The 25,360-nt window shown below is 70.3% G+C and carries 18 protein-coding genes; 11 read left to right on the top strand and 7 right to left on the bottom strand.

Annotated elements, in window-relative coordinates:
- The first annotated feature begins 100 nt into the window (after nt 1–100).
- From mtrA to FBY22_RS37035, 6 genes are all read left to right on the top strand, one after another.
- Nucleotides 101–790, top strand: coding sequence for a two-component system response regulator MtrA (gene mtrA, locus FBY22_RS37060; RefSeq protein WP_187284748.1), 690 nt, complete (start codon nt 101–103; stop codon nt 788–790).
- 1 nt (nt 791) lies between these two features.
- Nucleotides 792–2,855: an MtrAB system histidine kinase MtrB gene (mtrB, locus tag FBY22_RS37055; RefSeq protein WP_142152326.1), complete on the top strand. Its 2,064-nt coding sequence runs from the start codon at nt 792–794 to the stop codon at nt 2,853–2,855.
- A complete protein-coding gene (locus tag FBY22_RS37050) occupies nt 2,845–4,683 on the top strand; it encodes an LpqB family beta-propeller domain-containing protein (RefSeq protein WP_142152325.1) in 1,839 nt (612 codons plus the stop codon). Before mtrB ends, FBY22_RS37050 begins: the two co-directional genes overlap by 11 nt.
- A 102-nt stretch (nt 4,684–4,785) precedes the next feature.
- Complete coding sequence (locus FBY22_RS37045) at nt 4,786–5,640, top strand: ComF family protein (protein WP_142152324.1); 855 nt, start codon at nt 4,786–4,788, stop codon at nt 5,638–5,640.
- Nucleotides 5,641–5,950: 310 nt separating this feature from the next.
- Complete coding sequence (gene hpf, locus FBY22_RS37040) at nt 5,951–6,643, top strand: ribosome hibernation-promoting factor, HPF/YfiA family (protein WP_142152323.1); 693 nt, start codon at nt 5,951–5,953, stop codon at nt 6,641–6,643.
- A 205-nt stretch (nt 6,644–6,848) separates the two neighbouring features.
- On the top strand, nt 6,849–7,595 hold the full coding sequence (locus tag FBY22_RS37035) for a response regulator transcription factor (protein WP_030943352.1): 747 nt from the start codon (nt 6,849–6,851) through the stop codon (nt 7,593–7,595).
- 16 nt (nt 7,596–7,611) lie between these two features.
- Here FBY22_RS37035 and FBY22_RS37030 read toward each other — a convergent pair whose 3' ends face one another.
- Nucleotides 7,612–8,811, bottom strand: a complete 1,200-nt coding sequence (locus FBY22_RS37030) for a winged helix-turn-helix domain-containing protein (protein WP_142152322.1) — start codon at nt 8,809–8,811, stop codon at nt 7,612–7,614.
- 139 nt (nt 8,812–8,950) lie between these two features.
- A complete protein-coding gene (locus FBY22_RS37025) occupies nt 8,951–9,532 on the bottom strand; it encodes a GNAT family N-acetyltransferase (RefSeq protein WP_142152321.1) in 582 nt (193 codons plus the stop codon).
- A gap of 303 nt (nt 9,533–9,835) precedes the next feature.
- Here FBY22_RS37025 and secA point away from each other — a divergent pair, with 303 nt between their 5' ends.
- The gene (secA, locus tag FBY22_RS37020) at nt 9,836–12,694 is read left to right on the top strand and encodes a preprotein translocase subunit SecA (RefSeq protein ID WP_142152320.1); all 2,859 of its coding nucleotides are present in this window, start codon (nt 9,836–9,838) and stop codon (nt 12,692–12,694) included.
- Nucleotides 12,695–12,771: 77 nt separating this feature from the next.
- Here secA and FBY22_RS37015 read toward each other — a convergent pair whose 3' ends face one another.
- Nucleotides 12,772–13,464, bottom strand: a complete 693-nt coding sequence (locus tag FBY22_RS37015) for an Rv3235 family protein (protein WP_142152319.1) — start codon at nt 13,462–13,464, stop codon at nt 12,772–12,774.
- Nucleotides 13,465–13,775: 311 nt separating this feature from the next.
- Between FBY22_RS37015 and FBY22_RS37010 the strand changes: the two genes are divergently transcribed.
- Together FBY22_RS37010 and FBY22_RS37005 are read left to right on the top strand one after the other, a co-directional pair.
- Nucleotides 13,776–14,291 (top strand): DUF6912 family protein, encoded by a 516-nt coding sequence (locus FBY22_RS37010; protein ID WP_142152318.1) that lies wholly within the window; start codon nt 13,776–13,778, stop codon nt 14,289–14,291.
- 64 nt (nt 14,292–14,355) lie between these two features.
- Entirely contained in the window at nt 14,356–15,021 is a 666-nt protein-coding gene (locus FBY22_RS37005; RefSeq protein WP_142152317.1) for an HAD family hydrolase, read from the top strand.
- Between the two features lie 44 nt (nt 15,022–15,065).
- On the opposite strand, the gene FBY22_RS37000 is transcribed toward FBY22_RS37005, so the two are convergent.
- Nucleotides 15,066–15,632, bottom strand: coding sequence for a DJ-1/PfpI family protein (locus FBY22_RS37000; RefSeq protein ID WP_142152316.1), 567 nt, complete (start codon nt 15,630–15,632; stop codon nt 15,066–15,068).
- Nucleotides 15,633–16,175: 543 nt separating this feature from the next.
- On the opposite strand from FBY22_RS37000, the gene FBY22_RS36995 reads away from it, so the two are divergent.
- Nucleotides 16,176–21,122, top strand: a complete 4,947-nt coding sequence (locus FBY22_RS36995; protein ID WP_142152315.1) for an NAD-glutamate dehydrogenase — start codon at nt 16,176–16,178, stop codon at nt 21,120–21,122.
- Nucleotides 21,123–21,197: 75 nt separating this feature from the next.
- Here the strand turns inward: FBY22_RS36995 and FBY22_RS36990 are convergent, their stop codons facing one another.
- The gene (locus FBY22_RS36990; RefSeq protein ID WP_399212484.1) at nt 21,198–22,052 is read right to left on the bottom strand and encodes an ABC transporter ATP-binding protein; all 855 of its coding nucleotides are present in this window, start codon (nt 22,050–22,052) and stop codon (nt 21,198–21,200) included.
- On the bottom strand, nt 22,045–22,962 hold the full coding sequence (locus tag FBY22_RS36985; protein ID WP_142152314.1) for an ABC transporter permease: 918 nt from the start codon (nt 22,960–22,962) through the stop codon (nt 22,045–22,047). The genes FBY22_RS36990 and FBY22_RS36985 overlap by 8 nt, the downstream gene beginning before the upstream one ends.
- A gap of 230 nt (nt 22,963–23,192) precedes the next feature.
- On the opposite strand from FBY22_RS36985, the gene FBY22_RS36980 reads away from it, so the two are divergent.
- The gene (locus FBY22_RS36980) at nt 23,193–23,819 is read left to right on the top strand and encodes a TetR/AcrR family transcriptional regulator (RefSeq protein ID WP_142152313.1); all 627 of its coding nucleotides are present in this window, start codon (nt 23,193–23,195) and stop codon (nt 23,817–23,819) included.
- 197 nt (nt 23,820–24,016) lie between these two features.
- Here FBY22_RS36980 and FBY22_RS36975 read toward each other — a convergent pair whose 3' ends face one another.
- A complete protein-coding gene (locus tag FBY22_RS36975) occupies nt 24,017–25,282 on the bottom strand; it encodes a glycosyltransferase 87 family protein (RefSeq protein ID WP_142152312.1) in 1,266 nt (421 codons plus the stop codon).
- Nucleotides 25,283–25,360 lie beyond the last annotated feature (78 nt).

Below are 25,360 nucleotides of genomic sequence, written 5' to 3'. Positions count from 1 at the left end.
ACGTCACAGGACAGGGGCAGACAGTGACGCCCGGATACGACTATCGTCACGGGCCAGTGACGCTGCTCACCTGCACCTTCGCCACCGTTATGAGAATGGGATGATGTCGTTTATGAAGGGACGAGTCCTTGTCGTCGACGACGACACCGCACTTGCCGAGATGCTCGGCATCGTGCTGCGTGGTGAAGGTTTTGAGCCGTCTTTCGTAGCCGACGGCGACAAGGCGCTGGCCGCGTTCCGGGAGAGCAAGCCCGATCTGGTGCTGCTCGACCTCATGCTGCCCGGGCGGGACGGCATCGAGGTGTGCCGTCTGATCAGGGCCGAGTCGGGTGTGCCGATCGTGATGCTCACGGCCAAGAGCGACACCGTCGACGTGGTGGTCGGGCTGGAGTCGGGGGCTGACGACTACATCGTCAAGCCGTTCAAGCCGAAGGAGCTCGTGGCCCGGATCCGGGCGCGGCTCAGGAGGTCCGAGGAGCCGGCGCCGGAGCAGTTGGCCATCGGCGATCTGGTGATCGACGTGGCCGGTCACTCCGTGAAGCGGGACGGGCAGTCGATCGCGCTGACGCCGCTGGAGTTCGACCTGCTGGTCGCGCTGGCCCGCAAGCCCTGGCAGGTGTTCACCCGCGAGGTGCTGCTCGAGCAGGTGTGGGGATACCGGCACGCCGCTGACACCCGGCTTGTGAATGTTCACGTGCAGCGGCTGCGTTCCAAGGTCGAGAAGGACCCGGAGCGGCCGGAGATCGTGGTGACCGTCCGTGGCGTGGGGTACAAGGCAGGACCGAGCTGACATGACCGGTGACAGTGCCGCTTCGGCGACCGGGCCGGCAGGGGCCCGCGCGGGGCGGCCTGTCGGCCGGAAGACCGCGGGCTCCCGTTGGCGGCGCCTGCTGGAGGGCGGGCTGCTGCAGGGCGGCGTCCAGGGCAGCCCCGTGCTGCGGCTGTTCATGCGCTGGGTGCGGCGGCCGCTGCTGCCCGTCATGCGGCTGTGGCGGCGCAACATCCAGCTCAAGGTCGTGGCCACCACCCTGCTGATGTCGCTGGGCGTGGTGCTGCTGCTCGGCTTCGTCGTGATCGGACAGGTCCGCAACGGGCTGCTGGACGCCAAGGTGAAGGCCTCGCAGAGCCAGGCCACCGGCGGATTCGCGGTGGCCAAACAGACGGCCGACGAGGCCGCGGCGGGCACCGGCGACGACGGCACCACAGCCGACGGCCGTCCCTCGCAGAGCGTCATCCCGTGGATGAGCGGCCTTGTGTCGTCGCTGTCCAGCGGTGGACAGGGCGCCTTCGAAGTGGTGACGCTGCCCGCCGGGGACGACAGCGGCGGCGGCCGCGGGCCGCGGGCCTCCGGCTACGTCGACCCCTCCGCCAGCGTGCCCGAGGACCTGCGCGCGCGGATCAACGACAACCCGACGGCCGCCCAGAGCTATACCCGCATCGTCTACAACAACAACAAGGAGTCCCAGCCGGCGCTGGTCATCGGCAAGCAGGTCAACGACCCGAACGGCGACCCGTACCAGCTCTACTATCTCTTCCCGCTCACGCAGGAGGAGAAGTCGCTCAGCCTGGTCAAGGGCACCCTCGCGACCGCAGGACTGTTCGTCGTGGTGCTCCTCGGGGCCATCGCGTGGCTCGTCGTGCGGCAGGTCGTCACACCAGTGCGGATGGCCGCCGGTATCGCCGAAAGGCTGTCCGCGGGGCGGCTGCAGGAGCGTATGAAGGTCACCGGCGAGGACGACATCGCACGGCTGGGCGAGGCCTTCAACAAGATGGCGCAGAACCTGCAGCTGAAGATCCAGCAGCTGGAGGATCTGTCGCGGATGCAGCGGCGGTTCGTGTCCGACGTGTCGCACGAGCTGCGGACACCGCTGACGACCGTACGGATGGCCGCGGACGTCATCCACGAGGCGCGCGAGGACTTCGATCCGGTGACCGCGCGGTCGGCGGAACTGCTCGCCGACCAGCTGGACCGGTTCGAGTCGCTGCTCGCCGATCTGCTGGAGATCAGCCGGTTCGACGCCGGCGCGGCTGCCCTGGAGGCGGAGCCGATAGACCTGCGGGAGGTCGTGCGCAGGGTCGTCAGCGGGGCCGAGCCGCTCGCCGAGCGCAAGGGGACGACGATACGGGTCGTCGGCGACCAGCAGCCCGTCGTCGCCGAGGCGGACGCCCGCCGGGTGGAGCGGGTGCTGCGCAACCTCGTCGTCAACGCCGTGGAGCACGGCGAGGGCAAGGACGTCGTCGTCAAGCTCGCCGCGGCGGGCGGGGCGGTCGCCGTCGCGGTGCGCGACTACGGCGTCGGACTCAAGCCGGGCGAGGCCACGCGCGTGTTCAGCCGCTTCTGGCGGGCGGACCCGGCACGCGCGCGTACCACCGGCGGTACGGGCCTGGGGCTGTCGATCGCCCTGGAGGACGCGCGGCTGCACGGCGGCTGGCTGCAGGCGTGGGGCGAGCCGGGCGGCGGGTCGCAGTTCCGGCTGACGCTGCCGCGGACGGCGGACGAGCCGCTGCGGGGCTCGCCGATACCGCTGGAGCCGAAGGACTCGCGCCGCAACCGCGGACTCGACGACGCCGGTCTGCCGCGTGGAGGGGCCGAGAAGGCCGCCACCGTGCCCGTACAGGCCGCGGCAGACCAGATAACGGCGATAACCCCGAGGCGGAACGGCGTGACCGCCACGGCCGACCCCACGGCGTTGCCGGGCAACGGCGCGCGCGTGGTGTCGCGGCCCGCCTCGGGCGCACGACGACAGCAGGACGACACGCCCCCCGGGGAGGGGGCGCGGAATGAGGCCCCCAGCCGCCCGGACTCCGGGCCGGAGGACTCGAAGAACCAGGGGGAGGCATTCCGTGGGCGCTGACCGCGAGGGGGGCGCCCGGCGCAGACCGCTGCGCGCGATGGCGTACGGCGCCCTCGGCGTCGTCATGCTGGCCGGGTGCGCGTCGATGCCCGACAGCGGGGATCTGCGCGGGGTCGACTCGACGCCGCAGCAGGACACTCAGGTGCGGGTGTTCGCCATGCCGCCGCAGGAGAACGCGCAGCCCCAGGAGATCGTGTCGGGCTTCCTCGAGGCGCTGACCAGCGACGATCCGAACTATTCGACGGCGCGGCAGTATCTGACCGGTACGGCGTCGCGGACCTGGCAGCCGGAGCTGTCGATCACGGTCCTCGCGGACGGGCCGGGCACCGACCCCAACCGCCGCTCGGACGCCAGGGACGACTCCGACGAGGTGTCGTACACGCTGAACGGCACCCGGGTCGCCAGGGTGGACACGCAGCAGTCGTACTCGCCGGACAGCGGGCCCTACGCGTCGCTGGTGCACCTCGTGCGGGACAAGAAGACCCAGCAGTGGCGCATCGACCGGCTGCCGCAGGGCGTCGTCATGGGGAAGTCGGACTTCCAGCGCAACTTCATGTCCGTCAACAAGTACTTCTTCGCCGTCGACGCCGCCGCTGGGGCGGCGCACCCGACGGCCGTGGCGGACCCGGTGTTCGTACGCCGGCGGGTGGACCCCATGACGCAGATGGTGCGTTCGCTGCTCACCGGCCCCACGCACTGGCTCGACCAGGTCGTGCGGACGAGTTTCCCCACCGGATCGGCGCTGCAGAAGGGCGTCACCTCGCTGGCGCCGGACGACCAGAACACGCTGACCGTGCCGCTGAACGAGAACGCGGCCCGGGTCGGGCCGGCCCGGTGCAACGAGATGGCGGCCCAGCTCCTCTTCACGGTGCAGAATTTCGCCCCCGCGGTGGACACCGTGGCCCTGCGCTCCGGCAGCAGGCGGCTGTGCTCGCTCGGCGAGGACCAGAGCGGTGACTTCGCCGTGCGGGGCTCGGCGCAGACGCCCGGCTACCTGTACTTCGTCGAGAACAAGAGCCGCCTGGTCCGGATCGCCGCGGGCAGCCGGGGCCCGAAGGCCGAGCCGGTGCCCGTGCCCGGACCGCTGGGCGAGAACGACAAGGAACTGCGGTCGGTCGCCGTCTCGCGCGACGAGCGGACCGCGGCGGTGGTCGGCGCCGACGGCAGCCGGCTGTACGTCGCGTCGCTGGTGTCGGACGATCCGCTCGGCAACCCCGTGCTGACGAGCCACGGCCCCACGAGCGACGACCGGCTGACCGCGCCGAGCTGGGACGCGCAGGGCGACCTCTGGGTGGCCGACCGCGATCCCGACAACGCGCGGCTGCTGGTGCTCCAGCACGGCGGTGGCGAGCCGCTGGAGGTGAAGACGCCCGAGGTGGACGGCCTGATCGAGGACGTCCGGGTGGCCGCCGACGGGGTGCGGGTCGCGCTGGTCGTGGCCAAGGGCACCAAGAAGTCGTTGATGATCGGGCGGATCGAGCGGGGCACGGAGGGCGGCAAGCCCACGGTCTCGGTGCTCGAACCGCGGCCCGCTGCACCGGAGTTGGAGGACGTGACGGCCATGTCGTGGGCCGGCGACAGCCGGCTAGTGGTGGTCGGGCGCGAGCACGGCGGGGTGCAGACCATGCGGTACGTCCAGGTCGACGGCTCCACACCGGAGGGACCCGCGCCCGCGGCCCTCACCGGCGTAAAGGAGATCACCGCGGCCGAGTCCGACGACGGGCTGCCGCTGGTGGCGTACTCCGAGGACGGGATCGTGCGGCTGCCCTCCGGCGGGCAGTGGCAGAAGCTGGTCACGGACGGGTCGGCGCCCGTCTACCCGGGCTGAAACGGCCGCCGCCGCGCCGGGCGGGCAGGCGGCGGTGCGTTGTCCACAGGGAGTTGTCCACAGGGCTGGCGGGCGAGCCCGGGCGTTGGCACAGTGGACGGCATGCGGGGGTGGTGGCAGGACCTCACCGACCTGGTGCTGCCGGCCGAGTGCGGAGGCTGCGGGAGGTCTCGCACGGTGCTCTGCCCGGAGTGCCGTGCCGCGCTGAGCGGGCCCGGGCCGAGCCGGGTACGACCGGTTCCGGAGCCGGACGGGATGCCCGTGGTGCACGCGGCCGCCCGGTACGCGGACGAGGTACGGGCCGTGCTGCTGGCCCACAAGGAACGGGGCGCCCTGGCCCTGGCGGCACCGCTGGGCGCGGCCCTGGCGGAGGCCGTGCGGGCGGGGCTGCGACAGGTGGGGGACGCCGACGCGGGTACTGCGGTGCTGCTCGTCCCGGTGCCGTCCGCCCGGGCGGCGGTGCGGGCGCGGGGACATGATCCGGCCAGGAGGATCGCGCTGGCCGCGGCGGGGGAGTTGCGGCGCGACGGGCTGCCCGCCCGCGTGGTCGCGGTGCTGCGGCAGCGGCGTGCCGTGGCCGACCAGGCCGGGCTCAACTCCCGCCAGCGCTTGCGGAATCTGGCGGGCGCGCTCGCCGTGGCGCCCGGTGGCGCGCGGCTGCTGCGCGAGGGCCGGGTGGTGCTCGTCGACGACCTCATGACGACCGGTGCCTCCTTGGCGGAGGCGGCGCGGGCCGTGCGGGCGGCGGGGCCGATTTCGTACGGCGGAGCGACAACGGCCGTGTATACGGCCGTGACTCGGGAAGTCAGAGGGGAACGGGAGGCCGGACCGGCGGAGCGGGAAGCCGGACGGATGCCCGGCGTGCCGGGAAAGGCGGGCACGGCCGACGCGGACGACGTCATCCACGCGGCCGTGGTCGCCGCGCCTCCGGATTCCTTCGAAATAAACCGGAACTGACCGCTGACTTGCATCGTTGCAGGTAATGAGAGGGTCAATTCACCTGAACGGAGGTACGCCGCAGTAGAGGGTGACGACATCCGTCCGGGCGAGATATGTTCGGTTGTGAGAGAAAGGCGCAGGCCACACCTCTCATGGACGAATGCCGTCCTGCGGGTTCTCAACTATCACCCGTGGCGGTGGAGTGGAGATCTTGTCCGCGGGGGAGGAGGTGGAAAGTCACCGAGTCCGAGGTTCCGGAGCACCGGAACCTGGTGCAAAAGGGAGATGCTCCGCAGCGAGGCGGAGCGATCCGGGAACGGAGTTCTGCGTGGACATCGTCGTCAAGGGCCGCAAGACCGAGGTGCCCGAGCGGTTCCGGAAGCACGTGGCCGAGAAGCTGAAGCTGGAGAAGATCCAGAAGCTCGATGGCAAGGTGATCAGCCTCGACGTCGAGGTGTCCAAGGAGCCCAACCCCCGACAGGCCGACCGCTGTGACCGAGTGGAGATCACGCTCCGCTCCCGCGGGCCGGTGATCCGGGCGGAGGCAGCGGCAAGCGATCCGTACGCGGCGCTCGACCTGGCGGCGGAGAAGCTGGACGCCCGGCTGCGCAAGCAGCACGACAAGCGGTTCTCGCGCCGTGGTGCGCGCAGGATCTCGGCTGCCGAGGTCCCCGACCACGTTCCGGGCGCGGCGACCCTCAACGGCAACGGCCAGGCCGTTCACGAGGAAGAGCCGGACGGCGTACCCACGAAGAAGATCGGTTCGCTGGAGGTGAAGGGCGAAGGCCCCCTCATCGTCCGCGAGAAGACGCACGTCGCCTCCCCGATGACCCTCGACCAGGCTCTCTACGAGATGGAGCTGGTCGGACACGACTTCTATCTCTTCGTCGACTCCGAGACGAAGGAACCGAGTGTCGTCTACCGACGGCACGCCTACGACTACGGCGTCATCCACCTCAGCACGGACCCGATGGTCGCCCAGGCGCACTCTCCCGCGCCCGGTGGCACGCTGGGCGGCTGACCAACGCGTCCGACAGTCGATCCGGTGCCCCTGGAGCGCCTGTGCGCCCCCAGGGGCACCGGTGTGCGACCACTTCGCGCCCCGCTCTGTCACCGCGTTGTCGGCCGGGCATGGAATCATGGCCGCAACGGCCCAACCGGTGGGCCGTTGCCTTGGGTTGGCGTTGGCACAGCACCACAGGCCACAGCCTTCAGGGGGAGGAACGATGGCGGACAGCTTCGGACCGATGCGTGACGAGGATGCCGACGGCGGCGTCGTCGGCATGGGCCCGGATGCGGGCTCCCCACGCAAGGAACCGATCAGAGTCCTTGTCGTGGACGACCACGCCCTCTTCCGCCGTGGCCTGGAGATCGTGCTCGCGGCCGAGGAGGACATCCAGGTCGTGGGGGAGGCCGGGGACGGCGCCGAGGCCGTCGACAAGGCCGCCGACCTGCTGCCCGACATCGTCCTGATGGACGTGCGGATGCCCAAGCGGGGCGGGATCGAGGCGTGCACCTCCATCAAGGAGGTCGCACCCAGCGCCAAGATCATCATGCTGACGATCAGCGACGAGGAGGCGGACCTCTACGACGCGATCAAGGCGGGCGCGACCGGCTACCTGCTGAAGGAGATCTCCACCGACGAGGTGGCCACGGCCATCCGCGCCGTCGCGGACGGGCAGTCGCAGATCAGTCCGTCGATGGCGTCGAAACTCCTCACCGAGTTCAAGTCGATGATCCAGCGGACCGACGAGCGCCGGCTGGTGCCGGCGCCGCGGCTGACCGATCGTGAGCTGGAGGTCCTCAAGCTCGTCGCCACGGGGATGAACAACCGGGACATCGCCAAGGAGTTGTTCATCTCCGAGAACACCGTGAAGAACCATGTGCGCAACATCCTGGAGAAGCTGCAGCTGCACTCCAGGATGGAAGCGGTGGTCTACGCGATGCGGGAGAAGATCCTCGAGATCCGCTGACGGGCGGTAGGCGCGGTCAGCGCATGGCCGTCGCCAGGGCCCGCGTCACCTCCTTGCCGAGGGGGGCCTGCAGCTCGGGGGCGTCGACCCGCTCCACGCGCACGCTCGTGCAGTTCACCCAGCTCGCGGCCTCGACCAGGGCCTCCGCGACGGCCGGTACCGCCTTCGGGCCGTCCAGGGTGACCTGCTTGGCGACCAGTGTCGCGCCCTCGCGGGCCGGATCCACCCGGCCGACGAGACGGCCGCCGGCCAGCACCGGCATCGCGAAGTAGCCGTACACGCGCTTGGGTTTGGGGACGTAGGCCTCCAGGCGGTGGGTGAAGCCGAAGATCCGCTCCGTGCGCGCCCGTTCCCAGACGAGGGAGTCGAACGGGGACAGCAGCGTGGTGCGGTGGCGGCCGCGCGGAGCTGTCTCCAGGGCGGCGGGGTCCGCCCAGGCCGGCTTGCCCCAGCCCTCGACCGTGACCGGCACCAGGCCCGAGTCGGCGATCACCGCGTCGAACTGCTCGCCCTTGAGACGGTGGTAGTCGGCGATGTCCGCGCGCGTGCCGACGCCCAGGGACTGGCCGGCCAGCCGGACGAGCCGGCGCAGGCACTCCGCGTCGTCCAGCTCGTCGTGCAGCAGGGTGTCCGGGATCGCGCGCTCGGCCAGGTCGTACACCCGCTTCCAGCCGCGGCGCTGTACGCACACCACCTCGCCGTACATCAGGGCGCGCTCGACGGCCACCTTCGCGCCGGACCAGTCCCACCACTCGCTCGTGCGCTTGGCCCCGCCCAACTCCGTGGCCGTGAGCGGACCTTCGGCGCGCAGCTGCTTGATGACCTGGTCGTAGGCGCCGTCCGGCAGATCGTGGTTCCAGTGCGGGCGGGCCCGGTAGGCACGTCGGCGGAACGCGAAGTGGGGCCATTCCTCGACCGGGAGGATGCACGCCGCGTGGGACCAGTACTCGAAGGCGTGGGGCTCTCCGGACGCGGCGGTGTTCCAGTAGGCGTCCTCCACCGCCTTGCGGCCGACCGCGCCCAGGCGGGCGTACGGGACGAGCTCGTGGGAGCGGGCCAGGACCGAGATCGTGTCCAGCTGGACCGCGCCGAGATGGCGCAGGACACCGCGGACACCGCCCTTGCGGTCGGGGGCGCCCAGGAAGCCCTGGGTGCGGAGGGCGATGCGGCGGGCCTCGTCCGCCGAGAGGTCGGTGGTGGGACGCGGGGTCGTCATGGTCGGCACGATAGGGGGCGGCACTGACAATGGGCGCCGAGCTGGACGTTCGCCGTGACAACGGCCCGGCGGCACGACCGCCCGCGGGCGCGGGCCAGGGCCCGCGACGCCGAGCCGATCCGGACGACAAGCCCTGGAACTAGGTCGACGACACCTGGGCCGGCAGGTAGGGCGCCGTCGACGGCAGTCCCAGGTCCGACGGCAGCAGACCGCCCACCCACGCGTCGCGGCGCACGCCGCCGTGGATGATCGCGGCGCGCAGGACGCCCTCCATGACGAAGCCCGCGCGTTCCGCCACCGCGCGCGAGGGGTGGTTGCCGACCTCGGCGCGCCATTCCACACGGTCGACGGACAGCTGGGTGAAGGCCCAGCGGCAGACCTCGACGACGGCCTCGGTCACATAACCGTTTCCGCGGTGTTCCTTCGTACCCCAGAACCCGATCTCGGCGGTGCTGAGAGACCGCATGGCGAGGTCCAGCATGCCCACCAGCTCCTCCCCTTCGGCGAGGAACAGACCGAAGGTGAGCAACGAACCGTTCTCCCAGCCCTTGGGGGCGATCTCCTCGGTGAAAGTCCGCGCGTGTTCCGGGAGATAGGGCGAGGGGACCATCGTCCAGCGCTGGATTTCGGCGTCCTGGACGGCGGCGCACACCGCGTCGGTGTCCTGCGGGCCGACTCTGCGCAGAAGGAGACGGGCGGTCGTGAGCGTCACGGGTTCCATCGGCCGATTCTGCGCGGAGGCCGCGCGCGGACGCCATCCTTTTGCCGTGCGTGAGCGGGTGATCACAATTCGCGCAATTCCGTGGCCTGATCCGGCACCATCCGCGGGGCCCGTCCGTTGTCCTCTTTGAACCCGTCCGTCGGCCGCTTTGAACAAGATTTGAAGCGGTGTGCACAGTGCTGGGCGGTCGTCGTCACAGCAGGCCTCCCGGCTTGGCCGAGTCCTCGCATACGATGGCCGTTGCTCAGTGAGCCAAATGGAAACCGACCGTCCCAGGCCCGACCGGCAAGGAGACCAACCCCCGTGTCCGTCCTCTCGAAGATCATGCGTGCAGGCGAAGGCAAGATCCTGCGCAAGCTGCACCGCATCGCGGACCAGGTCAACTCCATCGAAGAGGACTTCGTCGACCTCTCCGACGCCGAGCTGCGGGCCCTCACCGATGATTACAAGGCGCGGATCGCCGAGGCTCTCGCAGACGAGCCCGACGAGTCCAAGCACGACGACATCATCGACAAGGTCCTCGACGACCTGCTGCCCGAGGCGTTCGCCACGGTGCGCGAGGCCGCCAAGCGCGTGCTGGGCCAGCGTCACTACGACGTGCAGATGATGGGCGGCGCCGCCCTGCACCTCGGCTACGTCGCCGAGATGAAGACCGGTGAGGGCAAGACGCTCGTCGGCACCCTGCCCGCCTATCTCAACGCCCTCTCGGGCCGCGGCGTCCACCTCATCACGGTCAACGACTACCTGGCCGAGCGCGACTCCGAGATGATGGGCCGCGTCCACAAGTTCCTCGGCCTGTCCGTCGGTTGCATCCTCGCCAACATGACGCCGGCCGAGCGCCGCGAGCAGTACAACTGCGACATCACGTACGGCACGAACAACGAGTTCGGCTTCGACTACCTCCGCGACAACATGGCGTGGTCCAAGGACGAGCTCGTCCAGCGCGGCCACAACTACGCCATCGTCGACGAGGTCGACTCCATCCTCGTCGACGAGGCCCGTACGCCGCTGATCATCTCCGGCCCGGCCGACCAGGCCACCAAGTGGTACGGCGACTTCGCCAAGCTGGTCCTGCGCCTGAAGAAGGGCGAGGCGGGCAACCCCCTCAAGGGCGTGGAGGAGACCGGCGACTACGACGTCGACGAGAAGAAGCGCACCGTCGCCATCCACGAGTCCGGCGTCAGCAAGGTCGAGGACTGGCTGGGCATCGACAACCTCTACGAGTCGGTGAACACGCCTCTGGTGGGCTACCTGAACAACGCCATCAAGGCCAAGGAGCTCTTCAAGAAGGACAAGGACTACGTCGTCATCGACGGCGAGGTCATGATCGTCGACGAGCACACCGGCCGTATCCTCGCCGGCCGCCGCTACAACGAGGGCATGCACCAGGCGATCGAGGCGAAGGAAGGGGTGGACATCAAGGACGAGAACCAGACGCTCGCCACGATCACCCTGCAGAACTTCTTCCGTCTTTACAGCAAGCTCTCCGGCATGACCGGTACGGCGATGACCGAGGCCGCCGAGTTCCACCAGATCTACAAGCTCGGCGTGGTCCCGATCCCGACCAACAAGCCGATGATCCGCAAGGACCAGTCGGACCTCATCTACCGCACCGAGGTCGCCAAGTTCGAGGCGGTCGTCGACGACATCGCCGAGAAGCACGAGAAGGGCCAGCCGATCCTCGTCGGCACGACGTCGGTCGAGAAGTCCGAGTACCTCTCCCAGCAGCTGTCCAAGCGCGGCATCCAGCACGAGGTCCTCAACGCCAAGCAGCACGACCGGGAGGCGACGATCGTCGCCCAGGCCGGCCGCAAGGGCGCCGTCACCGTGGCCACGAACATGGCCGGCCGTGGTACCGACATCAAGCTCGGCGGCAACCCCGAGGACCTCGCCGAGGCGGAGCTGCGCCAGCGCGGCCTCGACCCCGAGGAGCACATCGAGGAGTGGGCGCATGCCCTGCCCGCCGCCCTGGAGCGGGCCGAGCAGGCGGTCAGGGCCGAGTTCGAGGAGGTCAAGGACCTCGGCGGGCTCTACGTCCTCGGCACCGAGCGGCACGAGTCGCGCCGTATCGACAACCAGCTGCGCGGCCGTTCCGGCCGTCAGGGCGACCCCGGCGAGTCCCGCTTCTACCTCTCCCTCGGCGACGACCTGATGCGGCTGTTCAAGGCCCAGATGGTCGAGCGCGTGATGTCGATGGCGAACGTCCCGGACGACGTGCCGATCGAGAACAAGATGGTCACGCGCGCGATCGCGTCCGCGCAGTCGCAGGTCGAGCAGCAGAACTTCGAGACCCGTAAGAACGTCCTGAAGTACGACGAGGTCCTCAACCGCCAGCGCGAGGTCATCTACGGCGAGCGGCGCCGCGTCCTGGAGGGCGAGGACCTGCAGGAGCAGGTCGTGCACTTCATGGACGACACCATCGACGCGTACATCGCCGCGGAGACCGCCGAGGGCTTCGCGGAGGACTGGGACCTGGAGCGGCTGTGGGGCGCCTTCAAGCAGCTCTACCCGGTGAAGGTCACCATCGAGGAGCTGGAGGAGGCGGCCGGTGACCGGGCCGGTCTGACCGCCGAGTTCATCTCCGAGTCCATCAAGGACGACATCCACGAGCAGTACGAGGCACGCGAGGCGCAGCTCGGCTCCGAGATCATGCGTGAGCTGGAGCGCCGGGTCGTGCTGTCGGTCCTGGACCGCAAGTGGCGCGAGCACCTCTACGAGATGGACTACCTCCAGGAGGGCATCGGCCTGCGCGCGATGGCGCAGAAGGACCCGCTGGTCGAGTACCAGCGCGAGGGCTTCGACATGTTCACCGCGATGATGGAGGGCATCAAGGAGGAGTCCGTCGGCTACCTGTTCAACCTGGAGGTCCAGGTCGAGCAGCAGGTCGAGGAGGTCCCGGTCGAGGACGCGGCCCCGGTCGACATGCAGAAGCAGGACGTGGTGCCGGCGCAGGCGGGTGCCCGCCCGGAGATCCGGGCCAAGGGCCTGGACGTGCCGCAGCGCCGCAACCTCCACTTCTCCGCGCCGACCGTGGACGGCGAGGGCGGCACCATCGAGGGCGACTTCGTCGGCGACGACGAGCCGGTGCGCTCCGAGGCCGACGGCCTCACGCGCGCGGAACGCCGCAAGCAGTCGCGTGGCGGCCGGCGCCGCAAGAAGTAGGGCAGGAGCAACAGCGGTTCGAAGGGCCGGGTCACCCCTGGGTGACCCGGCCCTTCGGCGTCCGCGGTGGCCCGGGGTCAGGCGTCGTCGGCCGGGCGCGGCGGCCGGGCGCCGCCCAGTTCCACCGCCGTGCAGCGCCAGCGCAGGTCGCCGCCCCGTTCCAGGCGGAAGGCCATGGCGCGCAGCTGGTCGCCCGCGCCGATGCGGGCGAAGACCTCGACGGCGCCGGGACGCGCCTCGTAGTAGCCGATGTCGCGGACGACAGGTCGGGTGCCGCGGGCGCGCAGGGGGCCGCGTTCGGCGAGCCAGGCCAGTTCGTCATAGGCCCGGCCCGCGGTGTGCCGGAGCATCGAGTGAACCGGCCGCTGACCGCTCAGAACGGCCAGGAGCAGGTCGGCGAAGACGTCGGTGGGGCGGGGCTGGGCAGGGGGCAGGCGGCGCGCCTGGGCGGGCACGGTGGGGGAGGGGGTGCCGGTGTCGGGCTGGTTCCGGGTGGCAACGGGGTTCGGCAGGACCTGGGGAGCCGGTGCGGTGCCGGCCGTGGTGCGCGTGATGGTGGGGGTGCCGGCCGGGGCCGTGGGTGGGCGGGAGTCGCTCGACCTGGTGCCGGTGGCGCGGGGGCGGGGCGGGCGTCCGTCTCCCGGTGCGGTGCGCGCCGGGCTGCCGCCCGGGGTGCGGGGCGGGGCGCCCGCGGGGCGGCGGGAGTCCTGGCGGGCCGGCGGGCGGGAGCCCGGACGGCGCTGGGCGGTCCTGGTCATGACCTTGTGCATGGAAAGTCCCCGTTTCCTCGGTTCTCGAGACCGCCAGTACCGGTCGGTAACTTGGCGTTGGGGATCTTGTACGGGGTCGCGGTCGCCGGCGGCAAGGATGGTTGCGTCCGCGTCGGGGCGGACAAGAACTTCACCTATCAGGGTGATCGAGGGACCCTCGGGCCCGTGTTCGCACGGAGGAGGGGAGTGAATCGCGGGACGCGGGTCGACGGCCCGGGCGTCACGGCTGGGAACTCGAAAGGGGACCCCCGCGCGTATCCTGAAGGCCCTCCGCAAGGTCTTCGACCCCGACGAACAGGAAAGCGGCCAGCATGCGCGTCTACGTCCCCCTGACCCTCCCCGGGCTCGCCGAGGCGTACAAGACGGGCGAGTTGGCCAGTGGACCGTTCGTCGCGTACGCCGTCACGCCCGCGTTGCGCGAGTGGTACCTGTCGGACGACATCGAGGAACTGGAGTACGCGGCGCTGAACCGTGCCGCGCTGGCCTCGCTGCGGCTGCTGGCCGCCGACCCCGGCGCCGCGCGCCGCCGGGTCGTGGTCGCCGTCGACGTGCCGGACGGTGCCGCGTCCGCCGACCCCGACCGCGGGCTCGACCCGGCGGCGCTGGGCGAGGTGCGGGTCACCGGAGCCGTGGCGCTGGCCAAGGCGGCCGCCGTGCACGTCGACCTCGACGACGCGGAGGCGGACGTGGCCGCGGCGGCCGACGCGCTGGAGGCGGCGGACGGCGGGGACGACGACGCGCAGTTCGTGGTGGACGGTGCCGAGGACCACGAGCTGCTGTGGTACGCGACGCAGGAGATCCCCAACCTGGTGGGGCTCGCGGACTGAGCGCTTCCGCTCCTCGCGACCGGCCGGCCTCTTGATTGTCAGTGGCGGCGGGTACGTTTTCTGCATGGGGAAGCAAGCAGGGGCACACATCGTGTGGGACTGGAACGGGACGCTGTTCCACGACAACGACGCGATCATCGGGGCGACCAACGCGGCGTTCGCCGAGCTTGGCCTGGAGCCGATCACCATGGAGCAGTACCGGGCGCTGTACTGCGTGCCGGTGCCGAAGTTCTACGAGCGGCTGCTGGGACGGCTGCCTACGGACGCCGAGTGGGAGCTCATGGACGAGGTCTTCCACCGGTACTACGCCGAGCACCGGGTGAGGTGCGGGCTGGCCGAGGGAGCGGTGGAACTGCTCACCGGGTGGACGTCGGCGGGGCGCAGCCAGTCGATCCTGAGCATGTACGTGCACGACGAACTGGTGCCTCTGGTGCGCGGCTTCGGGATCGAGGCCCACTTCATACGCGTCGACGGGCGGACCGGGCCGTCCGGCGGCAGCAAGGCAGAGCACATGGTGCGGCACCTGGCGTCGCTGCGCGGGATCGATCCCGGGCGGACGGTGGTGATCGGCGACGCCGCGGACGACGCCGTGGCCGCCATGCACGTGGGGGCGCGGGCCGTGCTCTACACCGGGGGCTCGCACGGACGGGCCAGCCTCGAGGAGGTCGGCGTGCCGGTGGTGGACACCCTGGCGGAGGCGGTCGTGGAGGCGGAGCGGCTGGCCGCCTGACCGCCGACACCACCACCGCCTACGTCAAAGCACCGGTGCCGACATCACGTCACCGGTGCCTTGGCCCTCAGCACCGTCAGGAACTCCCGCATCCACGCCGAATGGTCCGGCCAGGCCCGCGCGGACACCAGGGTGCCGTCCACCACCGCCTCCGCGTCCTGGAAGTCGGCGCCGGCGGACTGCATGTCCGGTTCCAGCGCCGGATACGCCGTGACGCGGCGGCCGCGGAGGCCGTCGACCGCGGCGGTGAGCAGGGGACCGTGGCAGATCTGGGCCACCGGCTTGTCGGCGTCGAAGAAGGACTTGAGGATCTTGCGCAGCTCGGGGTCGTTGCGCAGGTACTCGGGGGCCCGGCCGCCGGGGATGACCAGGGCCGCGTACTGGCCGGGTTCGACCTCGGCGAAGGCCAGGTCGGCGGGCCAGGTGTAGCCGGGCTTCTCGGTGTAGGTGTCGAAGCCGGGTTCGAAGTCGTGGACGACGAACCGCAGCTTCTTGCGGGCCGGGGCCGCAATGTGGACCTCGTAGCCCTCCTCGCGCAGGCGCTGGTAGGGGTACAGGACCTCGAGCGACTCGGCCGCGTCGCCGGTGACGATGAGGATTTTCGCTGTCATGTCGGCAACGTGCCTCCGCCGGGCGCGCTTGCCAAGGGGGTCTGCATCGGCGGAGGCGGGGCAGTGGAGGATGGACGGGAAAGGTGGTCTCTAGTGTCTTGTGAGGCGTTTCGCCCCTGTGCAGAACGTCAAAGTTCCGCACCGGGTTTTGTACACATACGGCTCATGACGGGCCCCCTGTAAGGAGCGATAGCCTTGGTGGCGTGATCAGCGCGATAGCTCGCGGGGGCAACGTCGCCCCTGCCCTGCGCCCGACGAGCACGGAACACCTCCGTGGCCGGGCGGCGGTCGCTGGTCCTCGCGGGCGGGACGGGATCGCAAGGGTCCCCAGGACGCCGTACACACCCCTGGAACAGGCGATGCCGAGAGCAGCGTCACATCCCACGGGCGCGTCGAGAATGGCTGATAACCCCCCGCTCATCTCACCTAGCGGCATAGCGTCGGAGCAGACCGGAGAACCCGGGCCGTGGCGACGAGCCGCAGGGGAAGAGACCGTACTTCCTTCTACGTCACGCAACGGCGCGCGACAGGAGCCAGAGGACAATGCAGACCAAGCTGGACGAAGCCAAGGCCGAGCTGCTGGAGAGGGCTGCTCGGGTAGCTGAGAACAGCCCGGTCGGGGGGCATCTACCGACCGGGACGGCGGACGGGAGCACGCCCGACCGGGAGACCGTGCTCGCGTTCCTCCAGCGCTACTACCTGCACACCGCTCCGGAAGACCTGGGCGGCCGCGACCCGGTCGACGTCTTCGGAGCCGCGCTCTCGCACTACCGACTGGCCGAGAACCGCCCCCAGGGCACGGCCAGCGTGCGGGTGCACACGCCCACGGTCGAGGAGAACGGGTGGATGTGCAGCCACTCGGTCGTCGAGGTGGTCACCGACGACATGCCCTTCCTCGTGGACTCCGTCACCAACGAACTGACCCGGCAGGGGCGTGGCATCCACGTCGTCATCCACCCGCAGATCGTCGTGCGGCGCGATGTGGCCGGCAAGCTCATCGAGGTGCTCCCCGCGAAGCCGGGCGCCAGTCTGCCGCACGACGCGCACGTCGAGTCCTGGATCCACGTCGAGATCGACCGCGAGACCGACCGCGGGGACCTCAAGCAGATCACCGCCGACCTGCTGCGGGTCCTGTCCGACGTCCGCGAGGCCGTCGAGGACTGGGACAAGATGCGCGACGCCGCGCTGCGCATGGCCGAGGAGCTGCCCGCCGAGCCCGTCGCGTCCGACCTGCGCGAGCAGGAGATCGAGGAGGCCCGCGAGCTGCTGCGCTGGCTGTCCGCCGACCACTTCACCTTCCTCGGCTACCGCGAGTACCAGCTGCGCGAGGACGACTCCCTGGCCGCCGTCCCCGGCACCGGACTCGGCATCCTGCGCTCCGACCCGCACCACGCGGGCGAGGAGGGCCACCCGGTCAGCCCGTCCTTCGAGCGGCTGCCCGCCGACGCCCGCGCCAAGGCCCGCGAGCACAAGCTCCTGATCCTGACCAAGGCCAACAGCCGTGCCACCGTGCACCGGCCGTCGTACCTGGACTACATCGGCGTCAAGAAGTTCGACGCGCAGGGCAACGTCATCGGTGAGCGCCGCTTCCTCGGCCTGTTCTCCTCCGTCGCGTACACCGAGTCGGTGCGCCGGGTCCCCGTCATCCGCCGCAAGGTCGACGAGGTCCTGCGGCGCGCCGGGTTCTCGCCCAACAGCCACGACGGCCGCGACCTTCTGCAGATCCTGGAGACCTACCCGCGCGACGAGCTGTTCCAGACGCCGGCCGACGAACTGCAGTCCATCGTCACGTCCGTGCTGTACCTGCAGGAGCGCCGGCGGCTGCGCCTCTACCTGCGCCAGGACGAGTACGGCCGCTACTACTCGGCCCTCGTCTACCTTCCGCGCGACCGCTACACCACCGGTGTGCGCCTGCGGATCATCGACATCCTCAAGGAGGAACTCGGCGGCATCAGCGTCGACTTCACCGCCTGGAACACCGAGTCGATCCTGTCCCGGCTGCACTTCGTGGTCCGCGTCCCGCAGGGCACCGAGCTGCCCGAGCTGTCGGACACCGACAAGGAGCGCATCGAGGCGCGCCTGGTGGAGGCCGCCCGTTCCTGGGCCGACGGTTTCGCGGAGGCGCTGAACGCCGAGTGCGGCGAGGAGAAGGCCGCCGAGCTGCTGCGCCGCTACAACAACGCCTTCACCGAGGGCTACAAGGCCGACCACACCCCGCGGGCCGCCGTCGCCGACCTGGTCCACCTGGAACAGCTCAGCGAGGCCCAGGAGCAGAGCGGCCAGGACTTCTCGCTCAGCCTGTACGAGCCGGTGGGCGCGGCGCCGGAGGAGCGCCGGTTCAAGATCTACCGCCGGGGCAAGGCAGTCTCCCTGTCCGCGGTGCTGCCGGTCCTCAGCCGGCTCGGCGTCGAGGTCACGGACGAGCGGCCGTACGAACTGCGCTGCGCGGACCGCACCACCGCCTGGATCTACGACTTCGGCCTGCGCATGCCCAAGGCGCAGAACGGCAGCGGAGACTACCTCGGCGACGACGCCCGCGAGCGCGTCCAGGACGCCTTCGCGGCCACCTGGACCGGCAAGGCCGAGAACGACGGCTTCAACGCGCTCGTGCTGAGCGCCGGCCTGAACTGGCGCCAGGCGATGGTGCTGCGGGCGTACGCCAAGTACCTGCGGCAGGCGGGCTCCACCTTCTCGCAGGACTACATGGAGGACACCCTCCGCAACAACGTCCACACCACTCGGCTGCTCGTCTCCCTGTTCGAGGCGCGGATGTCGCCGGACCGCCAGCGTGCGGGCCACGAGATCGTCGACGCCCTCCTCGAAGAGGTCGACGCGGCGCTCGACCAGGTCGCGAGCCTCGACGAGGACCGGATCCTCAGGTCCTTCCTCACCGTCATCAAGGCGACCCTGCGGACAAACTTCTTCCAGGAGGCCACGGGCGGCAGGCCGCACGACTACGTCTCCATGAAGTTCGACCCGCAGGCGATCCCCGACCTGCCCGCGCCGCGCCCGGCGTTCGAGATCTGGGTCTACTCGCCGCGCGTCGAGGGCGTGCACCTGCGCTTCGGCAAGGTCGCCCGCGGCGGTCTGCGCTGGTCCGACCGGCGTGAGGACTTCCGTACCGAGATCCTCGGCCTGGTCAAGGCGCAGATGGTGAAGAACACCGTCATCGTGCCGGTCGGCGCCAAGGGCGGCTTCGTCGCCAAGCAGCTGCCGGACCCGGCGGTGGACCGGGACGCGTGGCTGGCCGAGGGCATCGCCAGCTACAAGATGTTCATCTCCGGCCTGCTCGACATCACCGACAACATGGTCGCGGGCGAGGTCGTGCCCCCGCAGGACGTCGTCCGGCACGACGAGGAGGACACCTACCTCGTCGTCGCCGCCGACAAGGGCACCGCGACCTTCTCCGACATCGCCAACGGGGTCGCCGAGAAGTACAACTTCTGGCTCGGCGACGCCTTCGCCTCCGGCGGCTCGGCCGGCTACGACCACAAGGGCATGGGCATCACCGCCCGCGGTGCCTGGGAGTCCGTCAAGCGGCACTTCCGCGAGCTCGGCGTCGACACGCAGAGCGAGGACTTCACGGTCGTCGGCATCGGTGACATGTCCGGTGACGTGTTCGGCAACGGCATGCTGCTCAGCGAGCACATCCGCCTGGTCGCCGCCTTCGACCACCGGCACATCTTCATCGACCCGAATCCGGACGCGGCCACCTCCTACGCCGAGCGCCGCCGCATCTTCGAGCTGCCGCGCTCCAGCTGGGCCGACTACGACACCGAGCTGATCTCGGCCGGCGGCGGCGTGTTCCCGCGCACCGCCAAGGCCATCCCGCTCAACTCGCACATCCGCGAGGCCCTGGGTATCGAGGGCAAGATCTCCAAGATGACCCCGGCCGACCTGATGCGGGCCATCCTGCAGGCGCCGGTGGACCTGCTGTGGAACGGCGGCATCGGTACGTACGTCAAGGCGTCCACCGAGTCCCACGCGGACGTCGGCGACAAGGCCAACGACCCGATCCGCGTCGACGGCGCCGACCTGCAGGTCAAGGTCGTCGGCGAGGGCGGCAACCTGGGCCTGACCCAGCTGGGCCGGATCGAGTTCGCCCGGCACGGCGGCAAGATCAACACGGACGCGATCGACAACAGCGCGGGCGTGGACACCTCCGACCACGAGGTGAACATCAAGATCCTGCTCAACGGCCTGGTCACCGAGGGCGACATGACCGTCAAGCAGCGCAACAAGCTGCTCGCCGAGATGACCGACGAGGTGGGCCGGCTGGTCCTGCGCAACAACTACGCGCAGAACACGGCGCTCGCCAACGCCCTCGCCCAGTCGAAGGACATGCTCCACGCCCAGCAGCGGTTCATCCGCCACCTGGTGCGCGAGGGCCACCTCGACCGGGCGCTGGAGTTCCTGCCCACCGACCGTCAGATCCGCGAGCGCCTCGGCGCCGCACAGGGGCTGACGGGCCCGGAGACGGCCGTCCTGATGGCGTACACGAAGATCACGGTCGCCGACGAGCTGCTGCACACGTCCCTGCCGGACGACGCGTACCTGCGCGGTCTGCTGCACGCGTACTTCCCGACGGCGCTGCGCGAGCAGTTCCCCGAGTTCATCGACAGCCACCCGCTGCGCCGCGAGATCGTCACGACCGTCCTGGTCAACGACACGGTCAACACGGGCGGTACGACGTACCTGCACCGTCTGCGCGAGGAGACCGGTGCCTCGCTGGAGGAGATCGTGCGGGCGCAGACCGCGGCGCGGGCGATCTTCTGCTCGGCGCCGGTGTGGGACGCGGTCGAGGAGCTGGACAACCGGGTCGAGGCCGCCGTGCAGACCCGTATCCGTCTGCACTCCCGCCGCCTGGTCGAGCGCGGTACGCGCTGGCTGCTCAACAACCGGCCGCAGCCTCTGCAGCTGGCCGAGACGGTCGAGTTCTTCGCCGAGCGCGTCGAGCAGGTCTGGCAGCAGCTGCCGAAGCTGCTGCGCGGCGCGGACCTGGAGTGGTGGCAGAAGATCTACGACGAGCTGACGGACGCCGGCGTTCCGGACGAACTGGCCACGCGCGTGGCCGGGTTCTCCTCCGCCTTCCCGGCGCTGGACATCGTCTCGATCGGCGACCGCATGGGCAGGGACCCGATGGATGTCGCCGAGGTGTACTACGACCTCGCCGACCGGCTGCACATCGCCCAGCTCATGGACCGCATCATCGAGCTGCCGCGCGCCGACCGCTGGCAGTCCATGGCCCGCGCCTCCATCCGTGAGGACCTCTTCGCGGCCCACGCGGCGCTGACGGCGGACGTCCTGGCGGTGGGCAACGGCACCTCGACCCCCGAGCAGCGCTTCAAGGCCTGGGAGGAGAAGAACGCGGCGATCCTCGGCCGGGCGCGCACCACGCTGGAGGAGATCCAGGGTTCGGAGACGTTCGACCTCGCCAACCTGTCGGTGGCGATGCGGACGATGCGCACCTTGCTGCGGACGCACTCGTAGTCGGCGGTACGCCCGCCACGACGAAGGGCGCCCCGAGCCGGTCCGGCTCGGGGCGCCCTCTCGCCCTACGGCGGCTCAGGCGGCCTTTTTGGGCTTGGGCTTGTCGGCGCCGCCGGTGAACTCCTCGTACGCCGCCATGACCTCCTCGGTCGGGCCGTCCATGCGCAGTTCGCCGCGCTCCAGCCACAGCACGCGTTCGCAGGTGTCGCGGATCGACTTGTTGTTGTGGCTGACCAGGAACACCGTGCCCGCCTGCTGCCGCAGTTCGCGGATGCGCTGCTCGGACCGCTTCTGGAAGGACCGGTCGCCGGTGGCGAGCGCCTCGTCGATGAGGAGGACGTCGTGGTCCTTGGCGGCGGCGATGGAGAAGCGCAGACGGGCGCCCATGCCGGAGGAGTACGTCCGCATGGGGAGGGTGATGAAGTCGCCCTTCTCGTTGATGCCGGAGAAGTCGACGATGGACTGGTAGCGGTCCTTGATCTCCTCGCGGGACATGCCCATCGCCAGACCGCCGAGGAAGACGTTCTTCTCGCCGGTCAGATCGCCCATCAGGGCCGCGTTGACGCCGAGGAGGGAGGGCTGGCCGTTGGTGTAGATGTGGCCGTTCTCCACCGGCAGCAGGCCCGCGATCGCCTTGAGCAGGGTCGACTTGCCGGAGCCGTTGGTGCCGATGAGGCCGATCGCCTCGCCCTTGTAGGCGACGAACGACACGTTCTTGACGGCGTGCACCTTGCGCACGCCGGCCGCCTGCTCGGTCTGCTGACGGCGCAGCATGCGGTTGAGGGCGGCGGTGGCGGAGCCCCTGCCGGCGCCGGTGCCGTTGACGCGGTAGACGATGTCGACGCCGTCGACGACGATCGTCGGGATCAGCTCGCCGGGCACGGTGCCGGCGGGGATCCGGTCGGTGATCTCGAAGGTCTGCTCAGCCACGGCCGTAGGTCTCCTCAGCCTTCCAGAAGTAGATGAAGCCACCGACGCCCAGGACCAGGGCCCACCCGACCGCAAGCGGCCACACGTGCGGCGGCAGCTGCTTGGCGTGGAAGCTGTCGATCAGGGCGTAGCGCATCAGGTCGATGTACACGGCGGCGGGCTGGGCCTTGAGCACCGGGTTCACCCAGCTCGGCAGGCCGCTGTGCTCGCCGGTCAGCTTGTCGATGTTCCACATGACGCCCGAGACGTACATCCAGGTGCGCAGCACGAACGGCATCAGCTGGGCGATGTCCGGTGTCTTGGCGCCCATCCGGGCCATGATCATCGCGAAGCCGGCATTGAAACAGAACTGCAGGACCAGCGCCGGGATCGCCAGCACCCAGGAGGCGGAGACCGGGACGCCGAAGCAGAGCAGGATCACGACCAGGGCGGCCATGGAGAACAACAGCTGCTGCAACTGCTGCAGGCAGAAGGAGATCGGCAGGGCGGCCCGGGGGAAGTGCAGGGCGCGCACCAGCCCGAGGTTGCCAGAGATCGCGCGGGTGCCGGTCAGGATCGAGCTCTGCGTGAACGTCCAGATGAACACGCCCGTGACCAGGAACGGGATGTAGTCCGGCACGCCCTTCTTGGTGTGCAGCAGGACGCCGAAGATGAAGTAGTACACCGCCGCGTTCAGCAGCGGTGTCATGACCTGCCAGACCTGGCCGAGCTTCGCCTGGCTGTACTGCGCGGTGAGCTTGGCGGTGGCGAACGCGGTGATGAAGTGGCGCCGGGCCCACAGCTGCCGGACGTACTCGGGCAGGGAGGGGCGGGCACCGCTGACCGTGAGGCCGTGGCGGGCGGCGAGGGCCGCGAGGTCGTCGTCGGTCGCGGCCGGCGTCGAGGGCGGTGTGTGGAGGACCTGGCTCACATCCGGTGCTTTCGCTCGGGGGGAGGGGGTGGCGCTGGCAAGCTCTGTGACGCCGTGTCCCTTTGCCCCGTGTTTCCTTACGCTTCTCTTCACGTTCTCTTACGTCGGGACGGGACCGTATCGTCGCAACGTGAGCGTAGGCCGAGTCGGCGTCGGAACGCAACCGTTTCGTCGTGACGCGTCTGCGTGGGGACGGGACCGTATCGTCGCAACGCCCTATGCTGGACCGCATGACGACGAACGCCGACGAGCCCCAGACGCGTCCGCGCCGCCGGACCCCCGCCGGAGCAGCGGTGCTCCGGGAGGACGTGACGGAGGCCATCCGGGCGGCCGTCTTCGAGGAACTCGCGGCCGTCGGCTACGCGCGCATGTCGATCGAGGGCATCGCGCGCCGCGCGGGCGTCGGCAAGACGGCCGTGTACCGCCGCTGGAAGTCCAAGCTGCACCTGGTCCTCGACGTCGTCTCGGCGCTCGCGGTGATGGGCCTGCCGACGCCCGACACCGGCTCCCTGGAGGGCGACCTGCGCCTGCTGTACGAGGTCACCTCCCGCGCCCTGCGTCACCCGGTGGCCTCGCAGATCATCCCGGACCTGCAGGCCGAGGCGGCCCGCAACCCGGAGATCGCCGAGGCCATGCAGAAGACGCTGCGCGAGGGCCAGGAGGGCGTGGCCCTCAAGATCCTGGTGGCGGCCGAGCAGCGCGGCGAGATCCGCGCGGGCTTCGACGACGAGCTGGCCCTCGACGTGATCTCCGGTCCCCTGTACTGGCGGTCGGTGGTCATCCGCAGCCCCAAGCTGCCGAAGGGCTACCTGGACGCCCTGGCCCGGGCCACCGCGCAGGCCGTCAAGGCGCTGTGAGGTCCGCGGCGCCGACCTGATCCGGACGACGGGAATTCGACGACAGGGCCTAGCTTCGCGCCGCCTCCGCCATTGCCCGGACGACGTGCGCCCCGATGTACCCGGCGCCGCCGGTGATCAGCCAGGTCATGTGCGGTCGTCCCCTCGCTCCCGGTGCGCGGTCGGTGTCCCGCGTATCAGTGAACCAGGCGGAACCGTCACACGGGGACGGGCGAGCCGACGCCCTGGGTGTCCGGGGACACCACGGGTGCGTTGACGGGCGCCGGGGGCGTCGTCGAGCGCCACACGCGCGTGAAGGACAGCACGGCGGCCGCCGCGAGCAGCCCGTTGCGTACGAGCATCAGCCCGCAGCCCGTCCAGGTGCAGGCCGTCACCTGGTGGTAGAGGGCCGGATAGGCGACGGCGCTGACCGCGGTCGCCGCCACGACCAGGGCGGCCACGGGGCGTTGCACGGTGTGCCGCGAGGTAAGGCACACGGCGGCCAGGCCCAGCAGCCAGATCATGTACTGGGGGCTGATGACGCGGCTGGTCACGGTGAAGAGCAGTACGGCGCTGAAGGCGGCGTCGTACGGCGTCGCGGGCGTCCAGCGCCGGGCTCGCAGCCGCCACAGGAGTAGCAGCCCGAAGGCGACCGCGGTGAGCGCGAGGGACGCGTACGCGACGCTGCGGACGTACGGGCCGGTGAATTCCATGGCGCCGTACTGGTAGCGCACCCTTCCCGGCCACCCGGCGTGCGTGGCCAGGGAGAGCGCGGTGCCGCCCAGCGATTCGATCTGCACGCCCCGGCCGCCCTGTTCCCGCAGGAAGGAGAACGGGTGGGCGAACAGGGCCGCGAACACGCCCAGCGCGAGGGCTCCCGCCCCGGTCGCCCACGACCACGCCGGGCGCGTCGTCGGCCCCTTGGGCGTGCCCAGCAGCACCAGCGCGGGCCACACCTTCACCACGGCGCCCAGCGCCGCGAACACTCCGCACACGCGCGTGGAACGCGACATCGTCAACAGGGAGATGACGGCGAGGGCCGTGACCTGGACGTCGTAACGGACGAGCGGGACGTGCAGCAGCAGCGGCAGGCCGCCCACCCACACCCAGGCGCCGAGGAAGCTGCGGTTGCGGCGGCGCCCCGCGTGGGTCAGCGCCAGGGCGGTCGCCGCGTCGGCGGCGAGGGTGAGGACGACGAACGCCTGAAAGTACGTCAGGCCCGGCAGCAGTGCGGGCGACAGCAGGACGGCGCCGGCGCCGGGCGGGTACTGCCAGAGCGGGTCGTGGGTGGGGAAGGTGCCCAGCGTGAGGACGTCGTACCAGTGGTGGTACAGCCGCCACACCTCCCGGGCCACCGTTCCCCGGCCGAGGGCGGGCAGTCGGTCGTGGGTGAGGAGCCACAGCATCGCGGCCCGGGTGGCGAGCCAGCCGGTGGCGAGGACGAGGCGCGGGTGCTTCCTGAGGGGGTTCGTCGCGGCATTCATCACCGCGGATCGTAAGCCGGGCGAATGGTGTATGCGTGCTGATACACCGTCAATCGTCGGTAAGAGCTTGCCAACACC

The organism is Streptomyces sp. SLBN-31, assembly GCF_006715395.1.
Lineage (GTDB): Bacteria > Actinomycetota > Actinomycetes > Streptomycetales > Streptomycetaceae > Streptomyces.
This window is presented reverse-complemented; position numbering and strand designations above follow the sequence as displayed.